Here is a 14,778-nt window from a genome sequence, read left to right on the forward strand (position 1 = left end):
ACTTTGCCGGCATTTTTTTGTTAGTCTTCTTGATCAATCACGTCTGAAAATAAACCATACACATATGATTCTGCATCGAACTCTTGTAGATCGTCTATCTTTTCACCTAAACCGACAAGCTTCACCGGGATGTTCAGTTCATTTCGAATCGCAAGCACAATTCCGCCTTTTGCAGTCCCGTCAAGCTTTGTTAAGGCAATCCCTGTCACATTTGTCGCTTTAGAAAATTCCTTCGCTTGTGCCATGGCGTTTTGACCCGTTGTTGCATCAAGGGCAAGCAGTACTTCGTGCGGGGCATCTGGGACTTCGCGTTCAATAACTCTTTTGACCTTCTCCAGCTCTTTCATCAAGTTGACTTTATTTTGAAGTCTTCCAGCTGTATCGCAGATAAGGACATCCGCATTTTTCGCTTTTGCTGACTGAACGGCATCAAAGATAACCGCTGCTGGATCAGAGCCCGCCGTCTGTTTGACGACAGGGACGCCTGACCGCTCTCCCCATACTTCAAGTTGCTCAATGGCACCGGCACGGAACGTATCTCCTGCTGCTAATATGACGGATTTCCCTTCATTTTTCAGCTTGTTTGCAAGCTTACCAATGGTCGTTGTTTTCCCAACGCCGTTGACGCCCACAAATAAAATGATATTTAAACGCCCGTCTTCAATGTTCAGCGCAGAGATTTGTTCCTCTCCGCTATTATAGATGTCAACAAGCTTTTCAGAGATGACCACCTGTACTTCACTTGGGTCTTGAATGTTTCTTAATTTCACTTCTTTTTTCAGCTCATCAATCAGTTCCATCACAGTCGTGAAACCGACATCAGCGCCGATAAGAACTTCTTCTAGTTCTTCAAAAAAGTCTTCGTCGACCTTACGATAGCGAGAAATCAGTTCATTTACTTTTCCTTGGAATGAATTTCTCGTTTTTTCAAGTCCATCTTTAAACTTTTCAGATACTGAATCGGTTTGCTGCGTAAATTTTTCTTTTAATTTCTTAAAAAAGCTCATTGGTTCATAGACCTCCTTTAATTACTGGACAAGCTCTTTCGTTTCTTCTAGCTTGACGGATACAAGTTTGGAGACGCCTGACTCCTGCATTGTGACACCATACAGGACATCTGCTTCTTCCATTGTTCCTTTACGGTGCGTAATGACAATGAACTGCGTTTCTTGGCTGTATTTCTTTAAATATTGTGCAAAACGGAAGACATTGGCTTCATCAAGCGCCGCTTCTACTTCGTCTAACACGCAGAATGGAACAGGTCTGACTTTTAAGATGGAGAATAGTAGAGCGATCGCTGTTAATGCTCTCTCTCCGCCTGAAAGCAGGCTTAGGTTTTGCAATTTTTTCCCTGGCGGCTGCGCGACAATATCAACTCCAGAGTTTAGTAAATCGTTTGGATCTGTCAGCTTCAGGTCGGCTCTTCCCCCGCCAAATAAAGCTTGGAAAACAGATTCAAAATGCCCACGGATTTGAGAGAATGTCTCAGAAAAACGCTTCGTCATTTCTTGATCCATTTCTTCGATGACTTGGAATAACGTATTTTTCGCTTCTGTCAGATCATTTCGCTGTTCTGTAAGGAAAAGATAACGTTCATTCACGCGTTCATACTCATCAATACTGCCTAAGTTCACTGTTCCAAGCTCTTCAATGGCTAGTTTGATCAATTTCACTCGTTTTCTTGCTTCATCTGGCGAGAGTGTCAGATGGTACATTTCTTTTGCTCCTTCAAACGAAAGAGCATATTCTTCGTTCAAATAGGCGATAAGGTTATCGAGTTCAACCTCCATGCGGCCAAGCTTGATCTCTTCATCTTTTAAGCTTGTGGTGAGCTGCTTGTAAAGACGTTTTTGCTCTTTGAGTTCACGTTCAGCAAATTCTAATGTTTCTGAAAGAGCCAGTCGCTGTTTGCGGCGCTCTGAAATGAGTGCTGTCGTTTTATTTTTATTTTCAAGCTTTTCTTTTGCAGCTTCTTCCAGCTGTTCTGCTCCGCTTGAGCTAGATGACATTTCACTTGTTAAGAGTGACAGATCTTCTTTTGTTTCAATCAGCGTCTGTTCTGCCTCTTCCAATTCAGCCATCAAGATCGAAAGCTTCTCTTGTTCATTAGATAAAGACTGCTCTTTTTTCGCAAGTGAGATTTTCAGCTCAGTTAATTCCGCAGAAATGGTTTCTTTCGTTGAGCTTTGGGTCTGCTTACGCTTTGTTAAAGTATTGATCTCTTCATCAAGAGCTACCAGTTTCTCACCTATAGAGGCTTCAAATGTTACCTGCTCTTTGTCCTTGCTCGTAAGTCCAATAGAGCGCTGCTGCAATTCTTCTTTTTCTTGATCATAGATCTCTAGATGAGCGTTAATATTTTTTTCTGCTACTTGCAGTTCGTATAGTTTTCCTTTGAGCTCTTGCTGCTTTTCTCGAAGCGTCTCACCGCGCTGACGCAGTTCATTTAATTGGGTTTCACTTGCTGCAATCGATTGCTTCGTTTCTTTTGTTTCTTTTTCAAGGATCGTTGTTTTTTCTTCCATATCAACGAGCTGCTTCGTCAATGTTTCGATCTCCCGATTCCTTGAAAGGAGGGAGTTGCTCTTTTTCTTCACGCCGCCCCCAGTCATTGAACCACCTGGGTTGACGACATCCCCCTCAAGGGTCACGATGCGATAACGATGTCCGAGCATTTTTGCCAATTCATTGGCGCCTTTTAAATCTCTGACAATCAGGACGGTTCCAAGCAAGTTCTGAATGACCTTTTGGTACTTTTCATCAAAGGAAACGAGATTACTCGCTACGCCGATAAATGCTGCATGCTGCTCAGCTGTTTGGACGTCTCTGAACTGAATGGTTCTTTCTTTGATCACGTTCATTGGCAGGAAGGTCGCACGTCCAAAGGAATGCTGCTTTAAGTATCCAATAGCTTGTCTCGCAGCTGCTTCATTTTCCGTGACTACGTGCTGCGTTGCTGCGCCTAGCGCAATTTCAATCGCTGTCTCATGCTGCTGATCTGTTTGGATCAGCTCTGCAATGGCACCGTGAATACCGCCTAACCGGTCCTTTGCCTTTAAGACCTCTTTCACTCCTTGGAAAAAGCCTGAGAAGTCTTCCTGCATGGATTCAAGCATCTCTTTTTTTGATTTTGCCTGCTGAACATATTGATAGGCTTGATAAAGAGCCGTTTCTTTTTTTTCGTATTGACGCTTCATTTGCTCAAGCTTTTGTTCCGCCTCTCTAAAGCGTTTCACCTGAGTCAAAATGTCTTCTTCTAGCTCTGCAAGCTGCTGCTCAGCTTCCGTTTTCTTTTCTTTGACAGACACACGTTCTTCGATATGTTTCTGGTTATTTTGCGTTAGACGCTCTAGCTGCATGGCCGCCTGGCGCTGCTGCTCTTCTAGTAATTTACGTTCATTGCGGATTGAAGCCTGTTCATTTAGCAGATCAAAATAATCGCTTTTCAGCTGTTCAATTTGACCTTCCACGTCTTCACTATGAAGTGATAGTTGATGCTGTTTTTTGTTCACTTCATCTTTTAGCTGCTGCACTTCTTTTTGCAGACTGTCCCGCGTGATTTTCTGCTGTTCAATCTTTTCGGTTAACAGCGCCTGCTTTTCAGTTAAGCGAACGAGCGTTTCTTCCAGCTGTCCTTGGTTAGCGGCTGCATTTTTTTTACGTTCTTTTAGAACTTCTTTTTTTCCTTCAAGCTTTTCTAATTCCTCACTTGTGAATAGAAGGACTTCATGCAGGTCATTAATGGATTCGTCCAGCGCCTGAATTCGGTCTCTCGACTCTTCAATTTTGGCTTCTTTTGCTTGAATGTCTGTGGACTGCTTCATTTCATCTTGTTTGAACCGCTCGACAGCTTCTCCAAGTGTTGTCCATTTTTCGTGAAGTGCTTCGATATCATGAACGGTGAGTGCAATTTCTACATTTTCAAGCTCTTCTTTTTTATGCAAATAGTCCTTTGCAATAGATGCTTGCATTCTTAATGGTTCTACTTGATCTTCTAGTTCATGCAGAATATCTTCCACTCGGTTTAAATTGTCCTGCGTTTCAAACAGTTTATTCTCGGCTTTTTTCTTTCTTGTTTTATATTTCAAGACACCAGCCGCTTCTTCAAAGATACTTCTTCTCTCTTCTGCCTTACTCGATAGAATTTCCTCTACTTTTCCTTGACTGATGATAGAAAAGGCTTCCTTACCAAGTCCTGAATCCATGAAGAGATCAATAATATCTTTTAAGCGGACAGATTGATTGTTTATGAGAAATTCACTTTCTCCTGAACGATACACCCTTCTTGTTACACTGACTTCGTGAAAATCGATCGGTAAAAAGTGATCTTCGTTATCTAACGTTAAAGTCACCTCTGCTAGGTTGACTCTTTTTCTTGAGTCACTTCCTGCAAAAATGATGTCTTCCATTTTTCCTCCGCGGAGGCTTTTCGCTGATTGTTCTCCAAGTACCCAGCGGATGGCATCGGTAATATTACTTTTGCCGCTTCCGTTAGGTCCAACAACAGCTGTGACACCTTTGACAAAGTCCACGGACACTCGCTGTGCAAAAGATTTGAATCCTATCACGTCTAAACGTTTGAGGAACATGAGAGTGATCCTCCTTATGTATTTAAAGTACTATCATCTTACCATATGAAGCGAAAAAAGATGATGGAAAACAGAGTGAAATCCCCCTGAATGACGAGGGGGATTTTATTGGTTCATATGATGTTTCTGCAATTTAGCAAGTGCTTCCTGTGCAGCGTGCTGTTCTGCTTCTTTTTTAGAGCGGCCATTTCCAATCCCGAGCACTTCTCCCCTGAGGGATACATTCGCTTCAAATTCCCGGTTATGTGCAGGTCCTTTTTCATGCAGGATTCGGTATTCTAGCACACCTTTTCCATCGCGCTGAACAAATTCTTGAAGCTGGCTTTTAAAGTCCATGACATGTGAGAAAGCTCCGTCATTAATTTTAGGATACACATACCCTTCTAGGAATCGTTCAACAGGTTCCAGCCCTTGATCTAAATAAAGTGCTCCGATAAACGCCTCAAATACATCTGCTAAGAGTGCGGGGCGTTTTCTGCCGCCAGTCATTTCTTCGCCTTTTCCTAAAAGAACAAGATCTCCGAAGGACAGCTCATGTGCCAGTGACACAAGTGACGGTTCACACACGATCGCCGCTCTCAGTTTTGTTAAATCTCCCTCGCTCATCGCTGGATATTTCGCAAATAAGAATTGAGAGATGGTCAATTCTAAAACAGCATCTCCTAAAAATTCAAGTCTTTCATTATCCTCGTAAGGTTTTTTCCGGTGCTCATTGACATAAGAGGAATGTGTAAAGGCTTGATATAGAAGCTTTTCATTTTTAAACTGTACTGAAATACGCTGCTGGAATTCTCTAAATTGCTCTAGTTTTTTGCTCTGTTTCTGTTTGTCTTTATAGTGTTTTGGCATAGCAACCTCCAGGTAGGCTTAATCGCCTTTAAGGATACTGATTATATGGAGTCTCTCTTTCTACATGCAAGGAAACATTGCTCCCAGCATCTGAAAAAGGCTGACAATTGATCAGCTGAATGTGTTGAAACTAACATAAATTTTCAAAGTCCCGTCATGAAAGTAGACGGGACTTTGTTACGCTTATTGCTGGTTATTTATGTAGTTCACAGCGTCACCGACTGTTGCAATTTTTTCAGCATCTTCGTCAGAAATTTCCATATCGAACTCATCTTCAAGTTCCATAACTAGCTCAACTACATCAAGGGAATCAGCGCCTAAATCTTCTTTAAATGAAGCTTCCATTTTCACGTCAGCCTCATCAACGCCAAGGCGGTCTACAATAATTTTTGTTACACGCTCTAATACGTCTGCCATTGCCTTTCACCTCCCCTCAAAGTATTATAGTTGATTCGTTTTTAAAAAACTAGAGAAAACCTAACGAAATTTTGATATTTCTTAGGACATGACCATTCCGCCATCCACTTGGATGGTTTGGCCTGTAATATAACCTGCTCCTTCAGAAGCTAAAAAGACAACAATGTTGCTAATATCTTCAGGCGCACCAAAGCGTGCAAGCGGGATTTGTTTTAACATTTCTGCCTGCACATTGTCATCAAGCTTGTCTGTCATATCTGTCGAAATAAAGCCTGGTGCTACTGCATTGACTGTAATATGGCGGCTTGCCAGCTCTTTTGCGGTTGTTTTCGTTAACCCGATGACGCCAGCTTTTGCTGCAACGTAGTTCGCTTGTCCAGGGTTTCCGCATACACCGACCACTGATGCCAAGTTGATGATTCTTCCGCTTCGCTGCTTCATCATTTGGCGCGTCACAGCTTTTGTACAGTTAAAGACACCTTTTAAGTTTATGTTAATGACATCATCCCATTCATTTTCTTTCATTCTCATGAGCAGGTTGTCCTTTGTAATGCCAGCGTTATTCACAAGGATGTCGATTGAACCAAATGTATCAATGGCTTGTTTCATTAATGCTTGTACTTCTTCAGCATTTGAGACATCCGCTTTGACAGCAAAAGCCTGCTTGCCAAGTGCTTTGATTTCATCTACTACTTCATTTGCTTTTGCTTCGTTTCCTGAATAATTCACGACAACATTTGCACCATTCTTCGCTAAATCGATCGCGATGGAACGGCCAATACCGCGTGATGCACCTGTTACAACGGCTGTTTTATTTGTAAGCATCAAGAATCCCCCTTCAATGTTTGAATTGCTGCTTCAATTGTTTCTTGATCTGAAACGGAAATAGTCGTCAGGCGGCGGTTGACCTTTTTTACAAGACCTGAAAGCACTTTGCCAGGACCAATTTCAATAAACGTTGTCACACCTAAATCAATGAGGCGTTCCACACTTTCTTCAAAACGAACAGGAGAATACAATTGTTCAATGAGCTTTGTCTCAATCTCATCACGAGATGTCACGATGTCTGCTGTTACATTTGAAATGACCGGTATTTTGGCATCCGCAATGTCTAGTTTTGACAGTACATCTGTGAATTTATCAGCTGCTGGTTTCATTAAAGCTGAATGGAAAGGTCCACTCACCTCAAGTGCAATTGCACGTTTTGCGCCTTTTTCTTTCGCTTTCTCTGATGCAAGTTCTACACCTTTTGCTGTACCAGAGAGGACGATTTGTCCAGGGCAGTTTAAGTTAGCGAGTTCTACAAGATGACCGCTCTCTGTCACTTCTTTTGTTACTTCCAAAAGCGAAGCTTGATCTAGTCCAAGGATCGCTGCCATTGCGCCTTCACCTGCTGGAACGGCTTCATTCATTAATTCGCCGCGTTTTCTGACGGCGTATACAGCATCTTTAAACGAAAGAGCGCCTGCTGCAACGAGGGCTGTGTATTCACCAAGACTGTGTCCTGCTGTATAATCTGCTTTGATTCCGCTCTCTTCAAATTTCTTTAAGATGGCGATGCTTGTTGTTAAAAGAGCTGGCTGCGCATTATAAGTCAGCGTCAGTTCTTCTGCATCCCCTTCAAAAATCATAGAAGATAAGTCAAAACCGAGGGTCTTGTCTGCTTCTTCAAACACAGCTTTAGATGCTGTTTCTTGGTCAAATAAATCTTTTCCCATGCCAATTTTTTGAGAGCCTTGGCCAGGGAATAAAAATGCAATTTTGCTCATGCTGCTTTACCTCCATTAAGACTCATTCGTGTTTTCTTTTTGAACTTCTTGATGAATGATGGCTGAAACGTCTTTTTCAACGATATCACGCGCCTGTCGAATTGCATGGAAAATGGCGTTTTCATCAGAGGAGCCGTGCGCTTTAATAACAGGAGCCTTTAAACCAAATAAAGCGGCACCGCCATATTCGGAGTAATCCATTTTAGATTTCATCTGCATCAATTTCGGCTTCATCATGCCTGCTGCTATTTTTGCTGTAAAGCTGGATGTTAATGTTTCTTTCAGCATTTTAAATACGGAAAGGGCTGTTCCTTCAATCGTTTTAAGCGCAATATTTCCTGTGAATCCATCTGTGACAACGACATCGGCTACACCTTCTAATAAATCACGAGCCTCCACATTTCCTACGAAATTCAAGTCTGATGCTTTAAGTAATTCGAAGGTTTTTTTTGTTAAATCGTTGCCTTTTTTATCTTCTGTTCCTACGTTTAAAAGTCCAACGCGCGGATTGCTCTTTGGGAAGACTCGCTCTGCGTAAATAGATCCCATCATGGCATATTGCACAAGATGTTCTGGTTTGGCATCGACGTTTGCACCGACGTCTAGTAATAAAAATCCGCTGCCATCCAGTGTTGGCAAAGTTGGAGCAAGTGCTGGTCTGTCAATGCCATCGATTCTGCCTACAATAAACAGTCCTGCTGTCATGAGTGCTCCAGTATTTCCTGCTGAGATGCAGGCATCTGCTCTTCCTTCGGATACTTCCTGCGCCATTTTCACCATAGATGAATCCTTTTTACGTCTGACTGCACGTACTGGCTCATCTGTCGGTTCAATGACTTCTTTTGCATCTAAAATCGTGATGCGCTCGTTATCTGTTATGTATGGTTTAATTTTGCTTTCATCGCCGACAAGTGTAATGTCGATATCTGAAAATGCTGCTAAGCTTTTTTGCACACCGTCAATAATGGCTTTAGGGGCATGATCTCCCCCCATTGCATCGACTGCAATTCTCATGTTATGTGCCACCTTTTACTTTTGTTTTGAGCGATACATGACGAAGTCACCTGAGAAGACAACTTCCTCACCTACATAGCTGTTTACTTCAACTACGGTTCTACCTTTTTCTTTATCATGCGAGGCTACTTTGGCTTTTGAGACAACTCTTTCACCTTGTTTGACCTGCCTTGTAAACCTGATATTCGCTTTTGCTGTCAACGCCAGTTCATCGTCGATGACGGCGACTGCCAGCGAATTTGCCTGGGCGAAGAGATGATGTCCCCTGGCAATTTGGTTACGGCTAAATACATGCTCTTTTCTCACTTCAAAAATGGAAATGGCTTGATCATCAAGCTCTACATCAATCATTTCTCCAATCACTTCATCCAGCGGAAGTGACTTCACTTCATCCTCTAATGTCTTTTCGGCCACATGCTTAATTCTTTCGCGTAATTCAGGGATTGACAACTCCAAACGATCAAGACGAACCGTCTGAATGCTTACACCGAATTTACTTGCCAATTCTTCATCAGTAATGAATGGAGTCGAGCTGATCGTTTGCTGGAGAAGCTTTTGACGTTCTTTTTTATTTAGTTTCATATGCAGACACCATCCGTACATTTATGACTAGGTACTAATAGTAGTATATAATCTCATAGATGATAAATCAATCCTTGTTTCAAAAAGACAAGAAAATTCCTCCAGCTCACGATCAGCTTAATTTATCTCCGCCCAGCACACCGCTGTCTACAAGCGTTTGCCGAAGTTCTTTGTATTCAGGCTCTGTCCAAAAGGCGTCCGATTGCACAAGTTCTGCCGCATCTTTTCTTGCGGTTTCAAGTGCTCTGTAGTCATGGACCATGTCTGCTACCTTAAATTCAGGCATCCCGCTTTGTTTTTTACCAAAGAAATCGCCAGGCCCTCTTAGTTCTAAGTCCTTTTCAGACAGCTCAAAGCCATCGGTCGTTTCGGACATAATCCGCATTCGTTCTTTACCTGTCTCTGATTTCGGATCAGCCATTAAAATACAAAATGATTGATGCTCTCCGCGTCCGACCCGGCCTCTTAACTGATGAAGCTGAGACAGTCCGAATCGGTCTGCATCATATATGACCATGATGGTAGCATTCGGCACGTTAACCCCTACTTCAACGACTGTGGTTGAAACGAGAATTTGAACTTCATTTGTGGTAAAAGCTCTCATCACCTGATCTTTTTCATCACTTGCAAGCTTCCCGTGCATTAAGCCGATCGACCACTTGCCGCGATACGCCTCCGTCAGCATGCTATGGACATCAATCGCATTTTGAACATCCAGTTTGTCTGATTCTTCAATGAGCGGGCAAATAATATACGCCTGCCTGCCTTTTCTCAGCTCTTTATCCACAAAAGCAAGAATCCTCTCGAGCATGTCATGCTTGACCCAATACGTTTCGATTTGCTTTCGGCCAGCTGGTAGTTCATCAATGACGGATACGTCCATTTCTCCAAATACAGTAATCGCAAGTGTTCTTGGAATAGGTGTTGCGGTCATAAACAAGACATCCGGGTCCTGCCCTTTACTTCTCAGTTTCTTCCGTTGTTCCACACCAAACCGGTGCTGTTCATCTGTGATGACGAGACCGAGCTGCTGAAATTCGACTTCGTCTTGGATGAGAGCGTGCGTACCGACTAATATATCAATCTCGCCCTCTTTCAAACGTTCCAGCAATTCTCTGCGGCGTTTTCCTTTCACAGAGCTCGTCAGCAGGGCGATATTCAGGCCCCATTTTTCAAAGAGCTGGTACAGTGAATCTGCATGCTGTTCTGCCAAAATTTCAGTTGGCACCATCAGCGCACCTTGAAAGCCGGATAAATGAGCGGCATAAAGTGCAATGGCTGCAACAGCTGTTTTCCCTGATCCAACATCTCCTTGGAGCAGCCGGTTCATTCGATACGGGGACGCCATATCAGACATAATTTCATCAAGCACTCTTGATTGTGCCTTAGTCAGCGGAAATGGCAGGCTGTGAACAAACTCAAAGACAGCCTCTTTTGAAAACGGATGCTGGATACCTGATGTTTTTTCTCGTTCTTTCTTTCTGATCGCCTGCATCTTCAGCTGAAAAATCAAAAATTCCTCATACACAAAGCGGCGTCTTGCTTGCTTGAGCGAGTCTCTTGTTTCAGGGAGATGAATGGTTTTTAATGCATCTTGATAGGACATGAGTTTATAGGCAAGGACAAGTTGCTTTGGCAGTGGATCTTCGGCTTTGTCTACATAAAGCGACAAAGCTTGTTTCACAAAGCGCCTTATCATCTTCACCGTTACATTTTCTTTGACCGAATAAACAGGTTCTATACTGCCATCTTGCTCGTGTGTCCCTTTTTTAAATTCCTGCACCATAATGGATTGACGGTTTTTATCCCATTTTCCTGTGACTGATACTGTATCACCTAAAACAAGACTTCGTTTCAAATATGGGCGATTGAAGCAAATAGCGGTAATGAGAAAACGCCCGACAAGCAGCCTGAATGTCAGCCTGCTTCGTTTCTTTCCATAATAGGTGAGAACGGGCTCACTATGCACTTTGCCTTCAACCGTGATTCGTTCGTCATGATTCACTTCTTCTAAGTTGCGAAGCTCATAGTCATCATATCGATAAGGAAAGTAGCCGAGCAAATCGGCTACTGTATAGATTCCAAGTTCATTTAATGTTTTTTCTGTTTCTTCTCCAATCCCTTTTAGGACAGAGATATTATCTTGCAGTTTCTGTATCACGAGATGAGGTCACACCTCCGAAAATCTTCTTTTCAAGCTCTCTTGCTGTCGGTGTTGCAGCGAGCCCGCCTTGTGCGGTCTCACGAAGGGCTGTTGGCATCGTTTGACCAATTTTATACATGGCATCAATGACTTCATCACACGGTATACGGCTCGTAATACCGGCAAGTGCCATATCTGCTGCAATCATTGCATTTGATGCACCCATTGCGTTTCGTTTCACACATGGTACCTCGACAAGTCCTGCTACTGGATCACAAACAAGTCCAAGCATATTTTTCAGTGTAATGGCCATCGCTTCAGCAGATTGCTGCGGCGAGCCGCCTGCCATTTCTACAATGGCTGCCGCTGCCATGCCTGATGCTGAGCCTACCTCTGCCTGACAGCCGCCTGCTGCACCAGAGATACTGGCATTATTGGCCACAACAAAACCAAATGCGCCAGAAGTGAATAGGAATCTGACCATTTGTTCCTTTGTTGGCTGTAATGTTTCTTTTACTGCAAATAACGTCCCAGGTACAACACCTGCTGATCCTGCCGTAGGCGTCGCACAGATGGTCCCCATTGCTGCATTGACTTCATTCGTTGCAACTGCCTTACTGACAGCATCTAAGATCGTATGACCAGACAACGTTTTGCCTGATGCGATATACGCTTGAAGTTTGACTGCATCTCCGCCTGTTAAACCTGATAATGATTTCACACCTTTTAGTCCGTTTTCAACGGCCTGTTCCATCACTTCTAGGTTGCGGTACATCTGCGAGAAAATTTCTTCTCGTGACTTCCCTGTCACTTCCATTTCTTGCAAAATCATAATTTCTGAAATGGAGGTATTCCGTTCTTCTGTTAGCTGCACGAGTTCTTTGACGTTTTTAAACATCATCATACATTACCTCCTTGTTGTTACTCTGCAATTTGTGTGACTTGAATAATGTTAGGCAGCGTTTCTAGCTCTGATAGGACAGCTGGGTCAATATTTTGATCCACTTCAATTGTCATCAGTGCCTCTTGCCCGACATCTTTACGCGCCACTTCCATATGACCGATGTTGATGGCGAATTTCGCTAATACATTGGCAACTGCCGCAATTGTACCGTAGCGATCGTTATGAACCACAAGAATGGCAGGGTGATTTCCTGAAAGCCTGAGCTCAAAGCCATTTAATTCTGTGATTTCAATTTTACCTCCGCCGATGGAAATGCCGATTAATTCAAGCTTTCCATTCGCATCTGAAATCTCTACTTTTGCTGTATTCGGATGCGCTGGTACTGCACCTTCTTCTTTAAATTCGATGTCAATCGCTTTGCTTTTTGCAATATCAATCGCTGTTTTGATTCGTTCGTCAAATGTATCAAAGTCAAGAACACCGCCTATAATCGCTACATCTGTACCGTGCCCTTTATACGTATCTTTAAAAGAACCATAAAATGAAACGACAATTCGTTTCGGTTCTCTCCCGAATAAGCTGCGAGCCACTCTTCCTATACGAGCCGCACCCGCTGTGTGCGAACTTGATGGACCAATCATGACGGGTCCAATAATATCAAACACACTTCTAAATTTCATAGGTCTTCCCCTCTCATAACCACTCACATATTGGTTTGTTTCTCCCTTTAGACTAATGGATTCATTCGTTTCTCGCAACTCATTTCACCGAGGAATCTCTAGTAAAAAATTGCAAAAGAAGAAGAAGGGCTTTATTTGCCCTTCTTTCGTTATTCAACAGCCAAAATATATGAATAAAGCGGCTGTTTGCCATCGTGGACTTCAACTTCTACATCTTCAAATGTTTCTTCAATAAAGGCTTCTAACGCTTCCATCTCATCAGATGATGCGTCTTCCCCTTTAATGATCGTGACAATCTCATCATCTTCTGTCACCATTTTGGTCAAAAGCTCTTTGGCTGCATCTAATTGATTCTTCGCAGTTAAAGTGATTTTCCCGTTGAATAGACCCATATAATCGCCTTTGGCAATGTCGATTCCATCAATTTGAGTATCTCTCACTGCAAAGGTAATTTGGCCGCTTTTCACATGATCAATCGCTTCTAACATCGCTGCTTCATTATCTTTATTTGAAGCTGTTTCATTTAGAGAAAGAAGTGCTGACATCCCTTGAGGTACGGTCTTCGTCGGAATGACAACGACCTCACGACTTGAGACAGTTGCCGCCTGTTTAGCTGCCATGACAATATTAGAATTATTAGGTAAGATAAAGACGGTTTCGGCATGTGTGCTATCAATTGCTTTGACAATGTCTTCTGTGCTCGGATTCATCGTTTGTCCACCTTCAATGACGACGGAAGCCCCGATACTTTTAAACAAGTCTGCAATTCCTTCTCCCATTGCGACACTCACTACTCCGAAGCGCTGTTTTTCAGCAGCGGGTACTTTTGGTGCAGCAGGCGAGTGATCTTTTTCTTCATTTACGATTGAGCTATGCTGCTCTCTCATGTTTTCAATTTTCATATTGATCAGGCTGCCATAGCGCTGTGCATATGACAAGACATCTCCTGGCTGCTCTGCATGAATATGAACTTTCGCTAGCGTATCATCGGATACCACAAGAAGTGAATCTCCGAATTCGCTTAGGTCTTCTCTGAATGCATTCTCTTCAAAGGACTGTTTATCTTCTTCAAATTTCACCATAAATTCTGTACAGTAGCCAAATTCAATATCTTCTGTATTCATATGGCTTTGCGCACTTTTATGATGTTCTGCACTCACTAGTTCTTTGAGCGTTGGCAAAGAGGCCGTTTTAGAAGGGAGCTCTTCTCCTCTTAAAGAAGCAAGGAAACCTTCATATACATAAAGAAGTCCTTTACCTCCACTATCTACAACGCCCACTTCTTTTAAAACAGGGAGCAAATCTGGCGTTCGATCAAGTGACGCACTTGCCTCCTCAATCGTTAATTCTAACACGCGGTCAATTTGATCTTCTGTCGCTGAAACAGCAACCGCTTTCTTTGCTGCATCTTTTGCAACCGTTAAGATAGTCCCTTCAATCGGTTTCATCACGGCTTTATAGGCTGTATCAACACCTGCCTGCAAGGCAAGGGCAAATTCTTTGGCGTCAATCGTCTCTTTTTGTTCTATATTTTTACTGAAACCTCTAAAGAGCTGTGACAGGATCACGCCTGAGTTTCCTCTTGCGCCCATCAATAGCCCTTTTGACAGAGCCACCCCGACCTTACCAATATGATCGGTCGTTGTTTCTTCAACTGCTTTTGCTCCTGAAGTCATTGACAAATTCATATTTGTTCCCGTGTCTCCGTCTGGCACCGGAAAAACATTTAACGCATCAACAATTTGTGCGTTTTGAGATAGATGGTGAGCACCTGCAAGAATCATTTTTGCAAATGAGCGGCCATCAAGATTTCTAATAGACAATATATTTC

The 14,778-nt window shown here is 42.8% G+C and carries 12 protein-coding genes; all 12 read right to left on the minus strand.

The genetic code is table 11. The features are described 5' to 3' along the window. Positions 1-20 precede the first annotated feature (20 nt). Positions 21-1,007 carry a signal recognition particle-docking protein FtsY gene (ftsY, locus tag C6W18_RS10100; RefSeq protein ID WP_105927494.1) on the minus strand — a complete coding sequence of 329 codons (987 nt, stop codon included), beginning with the start codon at positions 1,005-1,007 and terminating at the stop codon, positions 21-23. Positions 1,008-1,028: 21 nt separating this feature from the next. Further along, entirely contained in the window at positions 1,029-4,589 is a 3,561-nt protein-coding gene (gene smc / locus C6W18_RS10105; RefSeq protein WP_105927495.1) for a chromosome segregation protein SMC, read from the minus strand. Between the two features lie 105 nt (positions 4,590-4,694). Beyond that, positions 4,695-5,438, minus strand: coding sequence for a ribonuclease III (rnc, locus tag C6W18_RS10110; protein ID WP_034317819.1), 744 nt, complete (start codon positions 5,436-5,438; stop codon positions 4,695-4,697). A gap of 183 nt (positions 5,439-5,621) precedes the next feature. Next, the gene (acpP, locus tag C6W18_RS10115) at positions 5,622-5,855 is read right to left on the minus strand and encodes an acyl carrier protein (protein WP_034317822.1); all 234 of its coding nucleotides are present in this window, start codon (positions 5,853-5,855) and stop codon (positions 5,622-5,624) included. An 81-nt stretch (positions 5,856-5,936) separates the two neighbouring features. Then, positions 5,937-6,680: a 3-oxoacyl-[acyl-carrier-protein] reductase gene (gene fabG, locus C6W18_RS10120; RefSeq protein WP_034317825.1), complete on the minus strand. Its 744-nt coding sequence runs from the start codon at positions 6,678-6,680 to the stop codon at positions 5,937-5,939. Further along, a complete protein-coding gene (fabD, locus tag C6W18_RS10125; protein ID WP_105927496.1) occupies positions 6,680-7,624 on the minus strand; it encodes an ACP S-malonyltransferase in 945 nt (314 codons plus the stop codon). Before fabD ends, fabG begins: the two co-directional genes overlap by 1 nt. A 15-nt stretch (positions 7,625-7,639) precedes the next feature. Beyond that, positions 7,640-8,638 (minus strand): phosphate acyltransferase PlsX, encoded by a 999-nt coding sequence (gene plsX / locus C6W18_RS10130; RefSeq protein WP_105927497.1) that lies wholly within the window; start codon positions 8,636-8,638, stop codon positions 7,640-7,642. A 15-nt stretch (positions 8,639-8,653) separates the two neighbouring features. Beyond that, positions 8,654-9,220, minus strand: a complete 567-nt coding sequence (gene fapR / locus C6W18_RS10135; RefSeq protein ID WP_034317834.1) for a transcription factor FapR — start codon at positions 9,218-9,220, stop codon at positions 8,654-8,656. A gap of 112 nt (positions 9,221-9,332) precedes the next feature. Beyond that, a complete protein-coding gene (gene recG / locus C6W18_RS10140) occupies positions 9,333-11,381 on the minus strand; it encodes an ATP-dependent DNA helicase RecG (protein WP_105927498.1) in 2,049 nt (682 codons plus the stop codon). Next, a complete protein-coding gene (gene sdaAA, locus C6W18_RS10145; RefSeq protein WP_105927890.1) occupies positions 11,359-12,261 on the minus strand; it encodes an L-serine ammonia-lyase, iron-sulfur-dependent, subunit alpha in 903 nt (300 codons plus the stop codon). The genes recG and sdaAA overlap by 23 nt, the downstream gene beginning before the upstream one ends. Before the next feature lie 23 nt (positions 12,262-12,284). Further along, on the minus strand, positions 12,285-12,947 hold the full coding sequence (gene sdaAB, locus C6W18_RS10150) for an L-serine ammonia-lyase, iron-sulfur-dependent subunit beta (RefSeq protein WP_105927499.1): 663 nt from the start codon (positions 12,945-12,947) through the stop codon (positions 12,285-12,287). A gap of 149 nt (positions 12,948-13,096) precedes the next feature. Continuing rightward, positions 13,097-14,770 (minus strand): DAK2 domain-containing protein, encoded by a 1,674-nt coding sequence (locus C6W18_RS10155; RefSeq protein ID WP_105927500.1) that lies wholly within the window; start codon positions 14,768-14,770, stop codon positions 13,097-13,099. Between the last annotated feature and the right edge of the window lie 8 nt (positions 14,771-14,778).

The organism is Bacillus sp. LLTC93 (assembly GCF_002993125.1).
GTDB classification, from domain to species: Bacteria; Bacillota; Bacilli; order Bacillales; family Bacillaceae; genus Bacillus; species Bacillus zhangzhouensis.

What these genes read in the sequence shown, in the direction of transcription:
- fabG (WP_034317825.1), bottom strand. Translation starts at nt 6,680, where the DNA reads ATGCTTACAAATAAAACAGCCGTTGTAACAGGTGCATCACGCGGTATT.
- acpP (WP_034317822.1), bottom strand. Translation starts at nt 5,855, where the DNA reads ATGGCAGACGTATTAGAGCGTGTAACAAAAATTATTGTAGACCGCCTT.
- fabD (WP_105927496.1), bottom strand. Translation starts at nt 7,624, where the DNA reads ATGAGCAAAATTGCATTTTTATTCCCTGGCCAAGGCTCTCAAAAAATT.
- rnc (WP_034317819.1), bottom strand. Translation starts at nt 5,438, where the DNA reads ATGCCAAAACACTATAAAGACAAACAGAAACAGAGCAAAAAACTAGAG.
- plsX (WP_105927497.1), bottom strand. Translation starts at nt 8,638, where the DNA reads ATGAGAATTGCAGTCGATGCAATGGGGGGAGATCATGCCCCTAAAGCC.
- smc (WP_105927495.1), bottom strand. Translation starts at nt 4,589, where the DNA reads ATGTTCCTCAAACGTTTAGACGTGATAGGATTCAAATCTTTTGCACAG.
- fapR (WP_034317834.1), bottom strand. Translation starts at nt 9,220, where the DNA reads ATGAAACTAAATAAAAAAGAACGTCAAAAGCTTCTCCAGCAAACGATC.
- sdaAB (WP_105927499.1), bottom strand. Translation starts at nt 12,947, where the DNA reads ATGAAATTTAGAAGTGTGTTTGATATTATTGGACCCGTCATGATTGGT.
- ftsY (WP_105927494.1), bottom strand. Translation starts at nt 1,007, where the DNA reads ATGAGCTTTTTTAAGAAATTAAAAGAAAAATTTACGCAGCAAACCGAT.
- sdaAA (WP_105927890.1), bottom strand. Translation starts at nt 12,261, where the DNA reads ATGTTTAAAAACGTCAAAGAACTCGTGCAGCTAACAGAAGAACGGAAT.